The 14,191-nt window shown below is 62.5% G+C and carries 5 protein-coding genes; all 5 read right to left on the reverse strand.

The window, feature by feature from the left end; all coding sequences use genetic code 11:
- Nucleotides 1-322 precede the first annotated feature (322 nt).
- The 5 genes from CTP10_RS25995 to CTP10_RS26020 all read right to left on the reverse strand — a co-directional run bounded on the left by CTP10_RS25995 (nucleotide 323) and on the right by CTP10_RS26020 (nucleotide 14,038).
- Nucleotides 323-664: a hypothetical protein gene (locus tag CTP10_RS25995; protein WP_147316251.1), complete on the reverse strand. Its 342-nt coding sequence runs from the start codon at nucleotides 662-664 to the stop codon at nucleotides 323-325.
- Between the two features lie 296 nt (nucleotides 665-960).
- Nucleotides 961-2,850, reverse strand: coding sequence for a phage integrase family protein (locus CTP10_RS26000; RefSeq protein ID WP_158577699.1), 1,890 nt, complete (start codon nucleotides 2,848-2,850; stop codon nucleotides 961-963).
- A gap of 874 nt (nucleotides 2,851-3,724) precedes the next feature.
- A complete protein-coding gene (locus tag CTP10_RS26010) occupies nucleotides 3,725-5,815 on the reverse strand; it encodes a hypothetical protein (RefSeq protein ID WP_116321748.1) in 2,091 nt (696 codons plus the stop codon).
- Nucleotides 5,815-10,005 (reverse strand): DEAD/DEAH box helicase, encoded by a 4,191-nt coding sequence (locus CTP10_RS26015; protein WP_116321747.1) that lies wholly within the window; start codon nucleotides 10,003-10,005, stop codon nucleotides 5,815-5,817. The genes CTP10_RS26010 and CTP10_RS26015 overlap by 1 nt, the downstream gene beginning before the upstream one ends.
- 724 nt (nucleotides 10,006-10,729) lie before the next feature.
- Complete coding sequence (locus CTP10_RS26020) at nucleotides 10,730-14,038, reverse strand: DEAD/DEAH box helicase (RefSeq protein WP_158577698.1); 3,309 nt, start codon at nucleotides 14,036-14,038, stop codon at nucleotides 10,730-10,732.
- Nucleotides 14,039-14,191 lie beyond the last annotated feature (153 nt).

The raw sequence follows: 14,191 nt of genomic DNA on the forward strand, positions 1-14,191 counted from the left end.
CCAGTTCTTGCTCATATCGGGGGCGCCAGTCGTCGACGGCGCCCCCAGCCATTCGTGTGTCGGCCCTCGACGTGCCGATTTCTGCGCTACACCGGGCTCTTCCGGTATTGACGGGCGTAAAGCTCGCCAATCAACTGGCCCTGAGACTAGCTCTCGCGGCGCCGTGCATGGGATCATCCGTCGATATCCCATCCACTGGCGGCCTCCGCACAGGGGCGCCACATCCGTGACAAATCATTGGAGCAGGCCGACCACGTCTGCGGTAATTGCCATGCCTGCCCTAGGTGCAGCGCGAAAGAAAGGTCACGCCTTTGAGACCGCCTTAGCCAAAGAATGATTTATGCCATCGGTGGTCCGTACACCGACTCGGTCTCTTCGCATTGACATTGATCTGGAGATGCGGCAGCGAGGCCCGATAGCCGTATGGTTTGCCGTCTGGCGCGATCATCTCTGCGCGCCGGAGCATGCTGTGGACCGCTTGCCGCTTCATGCCGGTCAGGCTCTCGACGACCTTGTAGCGATGGCCGTTCAGGCGCAAGGCCATGGCCAGCATCCGCTTCTGGACTGCCTCGCGTTCCGCCTCCGCCATGAGGTCGTAAGCCGGTACCGGCCAATCTTTGCGCAAGTCCAGTTTGTCACAGCTAATCTTTCCTGATTTGGACATGGCCCCCCTTTGGGTTCTGCGCTAAATCACGTGACTAACGTATCGCTGTTCGGCAGTAAAGCCGAGGACACCACGTCGCGCAATCCGCTCAGGGCGGCTAGGTGACATAACACGGGCACTTTCGCGACAAAATCGCGGGAAAACCCCTAGACGAAGCCAGCCGGAAAGCAGACCTTTTAACATCAAGCCCCGAGGCCTCCGGTGCGCCCCGCTCGGTTACACGCAGGAGTGGTATCGCGCGCGCCGGCCGTCCAGGAATCGGCCGGACGGCCGTTTGGCCGCCAGTCCCGGCGCCCCTAAAAGATCCCCGGCCGCTCCAGTTCCTGCGCCCGTCGTTCGGCTTCGGTACGCACATACACCGACGTGGTCGAGAGCGACGCATGGCCCAACTGCGATTGCACGACGTCGAGACCTACGCCCACGGCCACGGCATGCATGCCGAAGCTGTGGCGCAGAAAGTGCGCCGACGCCTTCGCGAGCCGCGCCGCGCTTGCGGGGTCGTCTTCCTGCAGCGCCGCAGCCGCCTCGGTAAAGAAGCGCTTTAAGATCGCGTGAATCTGCTGCACCGAGAGGGCCCCGGCCTGGCCATCGGCCTTGACCCGGCCAATCAGCGGCGTCGCCGGATGCAGGCGTCCGAAATCCTCACTCAATCCGCGTTGCGCGAGGTAACGACGCAAAGCGGCGATGACGGTATGCGACACGTGCACCTCGCGCTCAACGGTCCCTTTACCGGTGAAGACCAACTCCCAGCTCCCACGCGGGTCGTCTTGCAGGTCATGGTGACGCAGGTCTCCGACCGTGGCACGCGCCAGTTCGCTGATGCGCAGGCCCGTGGAATACGCGAAGCGAAGCAGAAATTGCAGACGCATGCTCCTTGGATCGTCCGCCGGCAGGTCCGCCGCACAGCGCTGCAGGAACGCCCACTGGGTCTTGCTGAAACTCCTCGCCACCTGAATTCTGGTGCGTGCACTGCGCGGCTTGGACACCAGGGCGAACGGGTTGTAGCGCAAGTACTGCGCCTCGACCAGCCAGCCGAACATGCCACGCAGCACCGTGTAACTCTGGCGGACGCTGTGTGGGGAGAGCGGCCCCGCCAGCGGGCGCCAGCCATAGGAGTAGCGTGGTACGCCGCGCGGCCCGACCCATCGGTCTGCCGGCTGTGGATCGGCGAGAAACGCCAGGTACGCCGTGCAATCCTCGACCGTCAGGTCCGAGAGCGCCTTGCCCCGCGCGAACACCGCCCACAGCAGGAATCGTTCGCTGTGGCAGCGATAAGTGCGCCAGGTCTGGCCGTCCTCCGGCCCGCACGTCGCGAGCCAGGCCTGGATCGCGGCCAGGTCGGTCTGCGCCGTGGTGCGCGGGGTCGCGCCAGGCCCCGGCCGGTTGTGGCCGATGTGGCCATCGCGCTCGGCCGGCAACGCCAGCGCCTCGAGCGGTGCGATCATGACCGCGGGCGGGCGTAGCGCGGCGCGCGTCGCCGCCGCGAGGCCGCGGCGCGGCACGAGCGCCGCGGGGGCGAGCGCGCCGAGCGCAGCGCTTTCCGTTTGCAACCAGGCCACGATCCGTTTCGCGGTCATGGCCCCGATGCGCGGGACGCGCCGGTACCAGCGCACACCGCGCGCGAGCACGCATCCGTGCAGGACAGCGAGCGTGGCGAGGCCCGCCGCCTCCAGCCGCGTCGCCACGGGCTGGGAGAACCAGCCCGCGACCGGATCGGTTCGCGCCGGCGTGCGCGTCAGCAGCGGGCGCAGCGCTTCGAGCGCGGCCAGTTGCCGGGCGCGCACGCGCGCGGGCACGCCGGCTCCCGTCTTTCGGAACAGCCGCTGCCACGCTTCGGCCGTGGGCAACTTTTTTGATGGACAGTCGGCGTCGGCGGTCGGGTCGCTCTCGGCAGCAGCGGCTTGCAGCCGGCGCACGCCGCGCAGCAGCTCCGCCTCGATCATCGCCAGCGTCAGGCGCACCTGGCGCCGGTCGCGGCCGGTGTCGAGATAGCAGTCGCCCAGGACGGCTAGGTCGACGGCTTCGAGGTTGCCGCGATAAAGCGCGAAGTGGTGCGCGCCGAGGTGGTGCGTTGCGGCGACCGGCTGGCCGGCGCCGCGCCGGCGGCGGCCATCGGTGGTTGGGTTTTTCCCCGGAGGGGTCCCCGCCGAAGCCGGACGGTGCGGGATGGCAGGATTGGAAGCCATACGGGCCCTCCTGAGGCAGCGCTGCTGCGCATGACGCATGCGGCGCTTGGGTGGCGAGACGCAGAAACGCTTGTGCAGATAGGTGTTGATATCTATATAAGCAGATTTGCTGCAGTTTCCCAGCTAGCTCCAACTCGCCTCCTGGCTCGCTACCCCAGGCCTCGCTCAGACGGCACGACCGGTGAGCCAGCATCGGCAGCGTTGGGTTGCGCCCCTCGTGCGCGAGCGTGCCGCGGCGCCAACGCCACCCGCACCGCGGCGGCACAGGGATCATGCCCGACGCAACGCAGCGCTCTCACCGCGAGCAGCCCTGAGCGCCAATCCCCCCGCCCTGCCACCGGATCGCTTTGACCACCGACGCCTGCGGTCAGCGCCCGATCGATCGCGCCCCTCGCCGCCAGCGCGCCGGCCTATCTCCGGCCGGCTCCGGGCCCACCGCCCCTGCTGGGCCATTGCGCCATGCGCGTCAGGCGGCACGACGGACCGTTCGCCGGCTTACCGGGCTGCGCCTCATGCCGACGTCACGTACGAGGCAATGCGGTTGGGGGAACAAGCGCCGGAGGCCGGGCTCCGCGCAACGAAGGCGGCGGCAGGCCACACAGTCAGGCGTCAGTGCCCTGATCCGGAATGGTTGCCGCACGCCGAATTGCATTGCGAGGACATCGTGCCGGCACGCCCGTGGGGCGTCCGGCCAAGCAAGGGTCCGCTCGTAACCCAGCGCGTCTTGCCAAGATCGGTCCCGCGAGGCTCGTCGTGGCGAGCAATCACGGTGGCAATGCCTGCGGCGGCGGTCCGGCACCGGCAGAGGCATTGCCATCACGCCGCAGCCGAGCCGGCGTTCGGCCCCACCGTTGGAGCGCAACGTCACCCTTCCCTACGTGTCCATTCCGCCCAGGCTGGCCAGCTTCTCGAGCAATGACGCTTTGCTGGTCTCCTCTAGACGCAGGATGCCGCTCGTCAAGGTGGCGAGATAGAGCTTGACCACGTTTTGCCCGAGCAGGCCGCTTTCCACCGGCACACACCCGCTTCCGTTGGCGACGGGTGTTGGATTGTGAAAGACCATGAGGTCATGCAGATTGGAGAAGCCCATGGCAACCTCTGCCGGCAAGAGGGAGGGCACAAAGTATCTTAAGAATACCCCCCGGTCTTCGATGTACGCGGTGTCGCGCCACTTCCGCCCAGCGGCCTTGCCGGGCGACACATAGAACGGAAGCAATGCCCAGTCGGCACCGCGACTGAATACACCTGACGGTAACAGTCCCTCGTTGCGCGCCATCTCGTCGAGGGCCTGTTCAATACTGCCATACTTGGCATTGAGAAGAATCTTTGGCGCCAGGGCCCCACTAATGCGCTGCAGGAACACCTGATTGGCGTCATCCACCACGAAAAAGTGGTCCGCTCGGATTCCATTTTGCAGGCAGGGATACTGCCGGGTCAGCGCCTGTAGATCGCCAAGCCCTAGCTCAGAATGGAATTCGCGATGGACAATCTGGATTTCGCCATTCCCCGCTCGTACCTTGACGATCGCGGCCATCAACAGCTTCTCGCCCTTCAGGCTGCCCAATTGCAGTGTCACCGCATCGGTGTGAATCAGGGTGAATTCACCCTCAAGCTCACACTGTGTCGGCAGCGCGACTTTGCCTTGAGCAAAATTGCATTTGATGCCCAATTCCAGCGCGCAACGACGCAGTTCGTACAGTTTCTTCGCGGGTACATCCGGCAGAACCACGGTGTCATGTTCCACCGAACAGTCCAGCCCCTGCAAGACCGGGTATCGAGGCTTGTCGCGACGATAGAGATGCACGTATTTCGCCCACGTGTAACTATCCACATCGTCTTGGCCCAAGATAGCAGTTGTCAGCCCGTGATAGGCCTCCCAGGGACGACTGCATGGATCGCCCTGGATGCGAACGCTGCCGAACGGCGCATTGGCCGGATTCAGGACCAGCAAGGCGGTACGGGCATCCACCAATTGAGTCCAGTCAGCATTCGTCGCCGGCATCCCGGCGCGATAGAAGTCAATCCCACGAAACTGCAACCCATCAAAGCGCAGCGCCTCGATGATGCGCTGCCGGTCGCGATCGACCAGCCGCGCGCCAGTATTGTTCACAATCAGCACTGCGTGGTCGGGATGGGCGATCTGGGCAAGGGAGAGCCGTGGCAGCGCAATGGTCCGAGACGGCGAGAATTTGGTCCGCTGATAGCGAACGCCGGATTCCTGCAGAATCGCGCAGAAGAGTTCGGTGATCCGGTTCAGCAAGAACAGTCGCGAGCGCCGGAGCGACGCGTTGTCAAAGGTGATATCAAGCGGCCGGGACTTCCGTGCATCCCATTTTTGCAGGCGTGTCGGCGAAATGTTCGACAAGAGAAAGCCCGCGTCATGCTCATCGTCCGCCACGGTGCCGGATACCATTTCACCGGCCGCAACCTGCATCACTCGCGCTGACAAGGTCGCTTGTATTTCGTTATGCCGAATGCGAATGCCGAGCTCGAACGCCTCGATGCCCGTCTGCCCCTGCTTCGTGGTAAAACTTCGGGCGCCAAGATAGACATGCGGTCCGATGGCTTGCGCCCGCAAGGCGTTGGCGCCGTATGCCGTCCGGTGCAGGAGTCCAGCCAGCAAACAGAGGTGGATCACGACCGCCGCGTTATTCTCGGCAGGCACCGTGGCTGCGGGGCCGGGTTTCAAGAAGAAATACTGCCCCTCCCCGGTGCCCCGCAAGAAGGGAATCGCATCGGGATCCAGCCCTAGCGGGCCCGCGATTTGTCGCTTGCGCGCCTGGATCCGAACGTCGGGATTTTTGCGATCAGCTTTCGCGAGCTCGGTGGACGCCACCGCCCAGTGCCCCTTCCCCCCGAGCCGAAGAGAGGCGAGCAACCGCTCTGCGGCAGCGTCGATGGGGTCGTCGACGCGAATAAAGTTAGTCCAGGCAGTGGCAATCTCGGCCGGGGTGTCGACAAACATTACGCTTCCCGCTTGACGGACGCCAACCGGCTTAGCAGATCGGCGTTGAGTTCGTACCGCAGCAGGTTCGCTTCATCACGGACGGCCACGAAAAGATTATAGAAATGGAGGGGATACCCCTCGAGCGTTTCATCGCTGTGCGGTCGTTCCCCACACAAATTGATATAAATGGGAATGATCCGCTTCCCGAGTAGATTGCCAACCCGTTGGGCGCCGCTAATCGTCTTTCGTCTCAGGGTCAGTGGCATCCGCAATGCTTCGGCCACGATCTGCACTTTTGGCACCGCCTCCATGCGAGTCCGCGCGCCCAGCATGCGATCGCTCCTGCGGTTCCAGTTCTTCAAATCGAGGGCGAGAATGACATCGCGTCCCTCGATGAAAATATCAAAGCGCTCGAAGATTGCCGCCGCGCCAGGGTGGCTCAACGGGTCGATCTGGCGAATGCCGCCCCGCCGCACCAGGATTTCCTGCATGACCAGCTCGGCAAAATAGCCCTTGACATAATCATTGAAAAACTGCGGACGCGGCACCCATTCACTGTAGAGGGTATCAAAATCCAAACCAAGCTTGCGCTGAACTTCGGCAAACTCCGGGCACGACCGCAATGCGCGTGGTACCAAACGCTCGGCCGCGTCGAAGCGGCGGCCTTTGCCGTGATCGAGATCAGCATAGATGGCCAGCTCGCCGTATGCTCCCTCAACCAGAGCGCACACGGTTTCACCAAGCAATTCGGAGAGACCTGGCGTGGCGCTGATCACTTGACGCGCCTTCACCACGTAGCGTTCGGGCAAGCTGTTAGGAATGAAAAGGTTGCTGACAAAGTCTTGCCAGACCTTCTGGTCAAGGCCTTCCGGGGTCGAAGCAAGCGTAGCCAGGTAAGCCGCGGGATCGCGAAACATCAGCGGGCTGCGGATGCGCGCCCAGGCTTGACGGTTGGCATTATTGCGAAAGCCACGATAGATACGCCGGCTAGCGCGCAGAAAATCCCCTCCGGCGACGATTTCACGGGCAGCGTAGTCGGCCCACTCTGCTTCGGTCGCAAACATTCGGGTACGCCGAACGAACTCCTTGACATGCTCGTAAACCGCATAGTTTCCCGCTGACAAGCGTCGATGGAAGTCAGGCTCGACCTGATGAAAATGTGCGAGTTCTCGCACAAGCTCCTGGTTGATCAGGATCAACTGGCGAGCCGGCCGGTCTTCCACCCGCTCAACTCGCCCGATCGTCTGGACCATTTCGCGGCCGATCTTCCGAAGGTATTCATCGTAAAAGACGTCGTCCGATTCGTCTCTGAGCACCGCCGGCAAGTCCCGCAGATGATAGTCGGACAGTCGCCCGTCCAGATACAAGCGCTGCTGCATGGCCTGCAGCCGTTCCATATGGGCCAGCTCTTGGTGCGACACGCGATAGAGGCCATCGTAGTACGGCGACATGGCCAACATCAGAATGTCAAAATCCTTGATCGACGACGGGAGATGGCGTCCGTCCTGTTGCCGAATCGGCTTGCACTTCGGTGTCAGGTTTAACCCCCGATTGCCGGAGCGGAAGCTGCTGACCACGAGCAGCTTCTGTTCCCGTTCGTCGAGCAGCGACTGGAGCCGGGACTCGTCGACGTCGTCCTCACTAATTTCCCCGTCTGCAACCGGCGATGATTCCCCAACGCCCAACCGATGGCGCTCCTGCCCGAAGGAGGCGGTATAGAGGAGCAGTCTGATAGATTCCGGGGGGCCGCCGAACACGGCCGGATCGAACGTGTAGAGACCCTCAATGCGCTCGTCCGCCTCTACCCCCAGACCCCGTCGGGAGAGTCCATCCAGTATCAGCCGGAAGTTCCCTACGGTCTGCGTGAAGGCAATGGCCGATCGCTCCGGCCCCAGTGCCAGCCGCCACAACAAGGCGCAAAGGTATTTCAGTTCGTCGACCTTGTACGGATTACGCCCGATATGGCTCCCCTCGAACACCAGTTCATTGATGAACTGGTGCTCGACCCGATGGAAATGATCACCGGGCTCGATCCGCTCCAGACAGTTTTCGCGATCAAATGCCTTCACCGCAGTTTGGCGCTTGGACGCCCGGTACTCGCGAAACGCTCGCATGAACTGGAATTCGCTGTCGGTCGGCCCTATCACCCTTCCGCCGGCCTCCTCCAGTCGCGCTCCCAAATAAGGCAACAGGAGACCGCCCCAGCAGCCACCCATGCCACCGGTCGCGGACAGCACATAGGCCAGGTTGCCCGGCAACTCGGGTTGCCTGCGCCGCTTCTGCGTCAAGAATTCGTCCAACATATCCTCCGGCGTCCGCTTCAGGACGGTCGCCGCGATTGACATGATGCGCATATCGTTCGCGTATTCCTGCCGGTGCATCGAATCTTCCACGATGCTCAAGGCGAACTTGGCGCGCCGAAAGACGGCCTCGGCCGTAAGCGGCTCATCCGGGGCCTCCTGAGTCAACTCCGGCAACGCGTCCTTGGGAATGCGCCATCCGCCAATCTTGTTGCGATACATCGATAGCACTTTCCACTGATGATCGGATATGCGCGCCAGGGAAGCACCGAGGGGTTTTTGAATCCTCGTTCTCAGGATCACGCGGGTGATCAGCATCACGAACCGCAAAAACTCTCCCAGCGAAAAGCTGTTCTTCTGGCGCTGGACGTCCTTGTTCTCCTGCAAGCTCGCGGCAGAAATCAGTTCCAAATTGTTGTGCGCAAGCACCGGAGCGACGCGAATCTGTTCGAGAATTTCGTGTTCGTAGATCTCCAGCCGTTCATTAAAGAACAGATAGACCATGTCCGTTCGGAACTCACCAAGGCAACCGGTGTTGATCAGGATATGCTTTTTGTCGTGGAAAACGTTCTCCAGTCGACGATAGACGTCGAAGTCCGACTCCACCGCATTCCGGTCCGGCCACGGCTTGATCGTGTCCTGGATAAATCTCTTGACGGCCTCCAGGATACGGAGCTTCTCCTCCAAACGTGAGAAGCGGTTGTCGACGTCATGCTTGCTCAGAAAATCTTCTATCAGCTTCCGCACCCATGACGGGCTAAAGCTGGCACAGCAGGGTATGCCCCGCATCGCTGCCACCTGATCGTCCAGGTCCGGATTGCTGACAATGGCTTCTTGAATCTTATCCAGCGAACGCAGTATCTCGCCGGAATTGTCGAATAGCTTCCTGGCAAATGCTTCGCTGTCATGTTCGGCATAAGCGGAAAAACTAGACAAATCGAAATGGTGGAAGAAGGAGTAAATGACACGGTGCAGATCAACGTCCTTGTTTGTCAACTCCTTCTTTAGCGACTTCATGATAAATTGATGGGACTCCTCCTCTTCGTCGACAAGCAGGAGGAACCGCTCGGGACGCGCAGCCGCCCAGCCAAAAAAGGAATCCGCTTTGCCACGTACAATCTTCGGGATATCGAGTTTGTTGCGCTCGACCGAATATACGGTAGGCTTGCTAGCAAATTTGCTGGTGGTAGAAACGAAGATGCCTGGTTGCTGGTCGAACAAATTCAGGGGAACAAGCCTGAGCAACATGGGGCGGAGCTTGCTATGCTGAAAGAGTCCGGCAGCATGCTCATTCAGCAATTCGTGCTCGACGATTGCGGCGCAAACGTAATTCAGGTCGCTCCAGATGCGGCTCATGGCGGACTTCATTTCGTTCACCACATCCTCAGAGGGGATAAGCTTGAGGATGTCGCGCGCACGGCGATACTTGAATACCGCTCCTTCGATCCGCCGCAAGCGCATGGCGGGCGTAATCCGGGTGGACGGTGGTCCGCCCGGGTCGTCCACCAGCGCGTCGTCGGTCTCTTCGAAGGGCAATTCCCTATCGGCGACAAAATACTGCTTCGCGGCCGTGCAAAAGGGCACGACTTCTTCCAGCAGCGTGTCATCGTTTTCAAAATCGCTACGGGCATAGATACGGTAAATCGGGATATCCAAACCCAGTGACTGCAGTGTCTGCGTGACTTCAGGAATGAACTCTTCGATCAGGCGCTTAAGCGGGGCCACATAAATGGGAATGACATGGTCCTGATGAAATGCGTCCACCACCAGGCGACTGGCGGCGCGGGTCTTCCCACTCCCAGTCGGCGCGTAGACACCTTTGAGCACCGGCGCGCCGCTGCGTAACCACTGACGCAGCGGCGTCTCGAACGAATCCTCCGGGAATCGTGGCCGATTCGATATGGTCATGGACCTCCGCGGACTGAGCCATTGCCTTGTGTAACCGCATTAGTCATCCGCAATGCCCTTGCAGACGGCGGAGTCGAAAGCCTACCGACGCCAGTGGAAGCCGCAAATAGGCCATTTGACCGAGATGGCATCCATCTCTACGCGCATCAGCCTTGATCGGAGGCGCTTGGGTGCGATTCCTGCCCCCCACCGATTATTGCCCTCAAGCTTCCGAGGGCGAGAGTGCTTTCTAGAGCGCCCCGCGCGCGAACGGGCATCCCGGCGAGCGAAAGTTTGGGCAGCACCTGCTGAGCGGTCGGGACTCGGGCCGCTGCGGCTCAATGTTACTTATAGATCACCGTCGTAATTCCGGCCACGGCCGCTCGTATGGGCCGGTCCGGTACGCCGACCCGCGGGCTCCGCGCGCGTCGGGATTTTTGTGCCCCAAGATACGACGCATTATCTTGGGGGTCTCCAGCGGCAAAAATATCGACGCGATCTGCCGCGCGCCGCCGCTTTGGACACAGTTCCGTCCCGCGCTGTGCCCCGGGTAACCCCGGGCGCTGATAGCAACCCGCTGTGCCCCGGGTAACCCCGGGCGCTGATAGCAACCGGTCGCCAGCCATCTCTGGGGGCCGGTCCGACCTGGTGCAACACGAGTAAAATGCGAGGGAAAACGACAACCCCCGGCTTCTATCGAGCGAAAACGACAATCTGGCCGGTTCTGCTGACCAGCGGCGCCCCCCTAGCGATTCGCGATGAGCCAGAACGGCACGTCATAGGTCTCCCGGAGATAATTTTCCGTCACGCCCAGCAGTTCTAACTGCGATCGACTCACGTCCCGCTTCGACACCCCGGGTTGTACGGCATAGATTTCCAAGGTGATTGACAGGACGTTGAGCCGGCGCGCGATGTCATGCAGGTCCGCCAGCGTGCCTTGATCCAGCCGGGTCCCGCCCCGCTGGTTCCGCTCGACTTCGCGCCGACGCATCCTGTCCACCATCTTCCAGACCATTCCCTTCCAGCTCACGCTACGCTGCGCCTGGCCGCACACCTCGTAGAGGTCCTTCACGCGCGCGCCCGCCTCACCCTCGCTTGAGAACTTGCAGTGATAGAGGCGCACGAACAGCGCGTTCTCCGTCACGCGCAGCGCGACCACATCGGCAATCTCGCCCGATCCGTCATCGTCGAACACGACGTCGAATCGTGTGGCCGCGGGCTCCGCGAGCAGGCCCAGGACGACCTTGCGCTGAATCGACTCCGGCCGGCGTTCCTCGCGTTGCGATTCCATGCGGATGTTAGTCCCCTGCCAATCCCATTCGAGGATGCGCTCCAGCGGGAACGGCATGCGCCGGTGCGCTTCGGGAAGCGGGTAAAGCTCATTGCCAACCATCATGGCGCCATCGGCAAAATAGATGGTCGGCGGATTGTCCGCGAACCACTCGGCAAGCGGCCGGGACGCCCCGCGCCCGACCGAAATGCTCGCCTCCGGGCCCGACACCCTGACGAAGATCGCGCGCCGGTCGGCGATCCTCACCTCGTACTCCGCCGCCGCACCGATGTCATCGGCAACTACGGCAAACCGCAGCGGCCCGGCCGGTTCGTGAGAGGTGATTGCCAGGCCGACGTCGTAGAGAGACACTTCCTGCTGCCCCATCTGGATCAGCACCCGTTCCTGCGGTCGCGCGAGCAGGTCCGGATGCCACTCCACGGCGATGGCGACCGTCTCCGGCCGGCCCTCGACCTCGATCGGGATCACCACGTTGCGGAACACGTCGATGGTGGAAATGGTCGCATCATTGAGTTTGGCGCCGACGCCATGGCACCACTCGACCCATTCGGACAGGTCGTAGGCGACCCGATGCGACCAGACGCGGCCCTTCTGGGAACAGCCGAACGTGACGGGCTCACCGTGCTCGAACCCCTTGCCGAACAGGTTCGACTTCGCCTTGTTTTCCCGCATCGCCGTGGCGAGGGCCTGGGCCACGTCCGCACCGTTGTGCATGGAGAATTGGATGTTGCGGTTGAGCAGATGCCGCAGTCCCAGGCTCATGATCACGAAGCGGTTCAGTCCGTGCATCGCCCGGAAGATCGGCTCGCCCCGGATCAGCCGGGCCGAATCCCCGGCCACCACCGTCGCCAGGTCTTCGTGAACGGAGCTGTTGTCGGAACTGTTGATGAACAGCAGGCCGCTTTCCTGGTCCCAGTGCAACAGGTACAGATGCCAGAACGTTTCCTTGAGGTCGCGAATGTCGCCCCAGGGAACCGGCAGGAGGTCGCGCGCAACGACGATCAGCGTGCGCGCTTCCCGGTTGATATAGGGACCGGCATATAGCCGCCCCGCGGGGAAGTTCCTCACGATGGCTTCCGGCTGCCAGTCTGCACACTCTGTCTTGAAGACGACGGCGCTCATCTTGGGGAAGATGTTCTGCAGCGAGATTACTGGATTGGCCTCCCTGAATCCCTCGATGAAATCCGATCTGCGCACTTCGCGCTGCGTCGCCCCTTCGCTCAGCTTGCGCAACAGTTCGTTCCAGTCCGCATCCTCCGCATAGAGCTCCTGCAGCTTCTGCTCGACATTGGCGTCGGCAATATTGGCAATAACCGTGGCCTCGCCAATGCCGTTCGCCGAGCGGGTAAAGCGGCCGGTGAACTGCAGGGTGATCGCCAGGCTCTTGTGCATGTCGTGCAAGGCCGCGATCTTGAGGGCCGGCAAGTCGAAGCCCTCCCCCAACATATCGACACACACGACAATTCTCGAGGCACGCGTCTGCAAGGCCGATAGACCCGCCTGGCGGGCCCCGGCACCCTGTCGGCTGTGCACCAGGACGGGCCGGTGCTCGGGCGCCATCTGCTGGTAGATGGCATGGAGCTTCTCTGCTCGCGGGATCGAGGCGGCGCGGGCCATCACCAGATGGTCATGGCCGCCTGCCCGGTCCTCGTTGAGAACGGCGATGGCAGCTTCGCAGATCGCCGCGTCGGCCTGCCGCGGATCGAACTCCATGACGGGCCTGAACGACACGGCACGAAAGTAGCCTTCTGCCTGGGCCCGCCGGAGGGGGTAGTTGAAGATGACCTTGCCGTCGACGGGTTTCCCGTCCTGCCGGAATGGCGTCGCCGTAAACTGCAGGATGCGCGCGGCAGCCATGCGCTCCTTGAAGGCATCCCAAGTCCGGGCCGCGACATGATGGGCCTCGTCGATGAACACGTGAGACGCCCATTGCGCCAGCGCATCGTCGCGCAGACTCATGCCGTTCGCGATCGCCATCGTCGTGACAAGGACGTTGCACTGCATCAGGATGCGATCGGCGTCTTCGCGGGACTGGGGCATCTGCGTGAGCATGCCCACGACGGGCAGGCTCGCCGCCCGACCGACGATGCCAAACGCCTTCAGCCAGCCCAACGTCAGGAATTTTCGCCCCACCTGCGCGCGCAGCGCATCGGAGGGCACCACGACGAGCAATCGCGGGATCCGCCTCGCCACCAGGAGTGCCAGCATGGTTTCCGTCTTGCCGGTGCCTGTTGGCATGACCACGGTGGCCGTAGCCTCGGAAACCTTCCAGTGCGCCAGCACGGCGTGCAGCGCGCCTATCTGTGGCCCGCGCAGGCCAGGCGACACGGTCCCGTCCGGCAGGATCTCCTCCTCCCGGAAAAAGAACTGGTCCCGCCAGCTTTGCAGGACCAGGTCGCGACGATGCTGCGCAGCCGCGGCGTCCATAGCTTCGGGCGCCTGCGGCAACGGCGACAGCCAGCGCGCACCTCGACTCGTTGCCAGATCCCATCCCCGCTCGTCGCTGGGAAAACCGACCTTCGTGGTGACCAGAACGGGCACCCCGGCGTGGCCCGGGTCCGCGCCGCTGGGCAGGACGCGGGCGCGCTCGCCGCCTGGCATCTCGACATCGAATGCCACCACGCGGCCCCTTGCGTCGGTCTCTTCCTCGACTTCCAAACCACCGCGTATCGCCTCGACATGCAGTTGCTGGACCGCATTTCCTCCAATACTGCCATACAGGTGAAACCGCTCCGGAATAGAGCCTTCAAATCGCTTCGCCATTGCAAGCATCACGGTAGACGGGTTGTGCCGGAGTATACGAGGTAACCCATCCTGCGTATTTACCCCTCTGGTCCGGTACTCCCGCGTCGCCGCAGCCATGCACCCGATCCACCCATGCCGCTCGCTCCGGTTTTTGCGCCAGCGTGGCCCTGT

The sequence above is a fragment of the Cupriavidus sp. P-10 genome, from assembly GCF_003402535.2.
Lineage (GTDB): Bacteria > Pseudomonadota > Gammaproteobacteria > Burkholderiales > Burkholderiaceae > Cupriavidus.

Excerpts from the sequence above, each read along its gene's own strand:
- CTP10_RS26015 (WP_116321747.1), bottom strand. The coding sequence starts at position 10,005 with ATGACCATATCGAATCGGCCACGATTCCCGGAGGATTCGTTCGAGACG.
- CTP10_RS26020 (WP_158577698.1), bottom strand. The coding sequence starts at position 14,038 with ATGGCGAAGCGATTTGAAGGCTCTATTCCGGAGCGGTTTCACCTGTAT.
- CTP10_RS26000 (WP_158577699.1), bottom strand. The coding sequence starts at position 2,850 with ATGGCTTCCAATCCTGCCATCCCGCACCGTCCGGCTTCGGCGGGGACC.
- CTP10_RS25995 (WP_147316251.1), bottom strand. The coding sequence starts at position 664 with ATGTCCAAATCAGGAAAGATTAGCTGTGACAAACTGGACTTGCGCAAA.
- CTP10_RS26010 (WP_116321748.1), bottom strand. The coding sequence starts at position 5,815 with ATGTTTGTCGACACCCCGGCCGAGATTGCCACTGCCTGGACTAACTTT.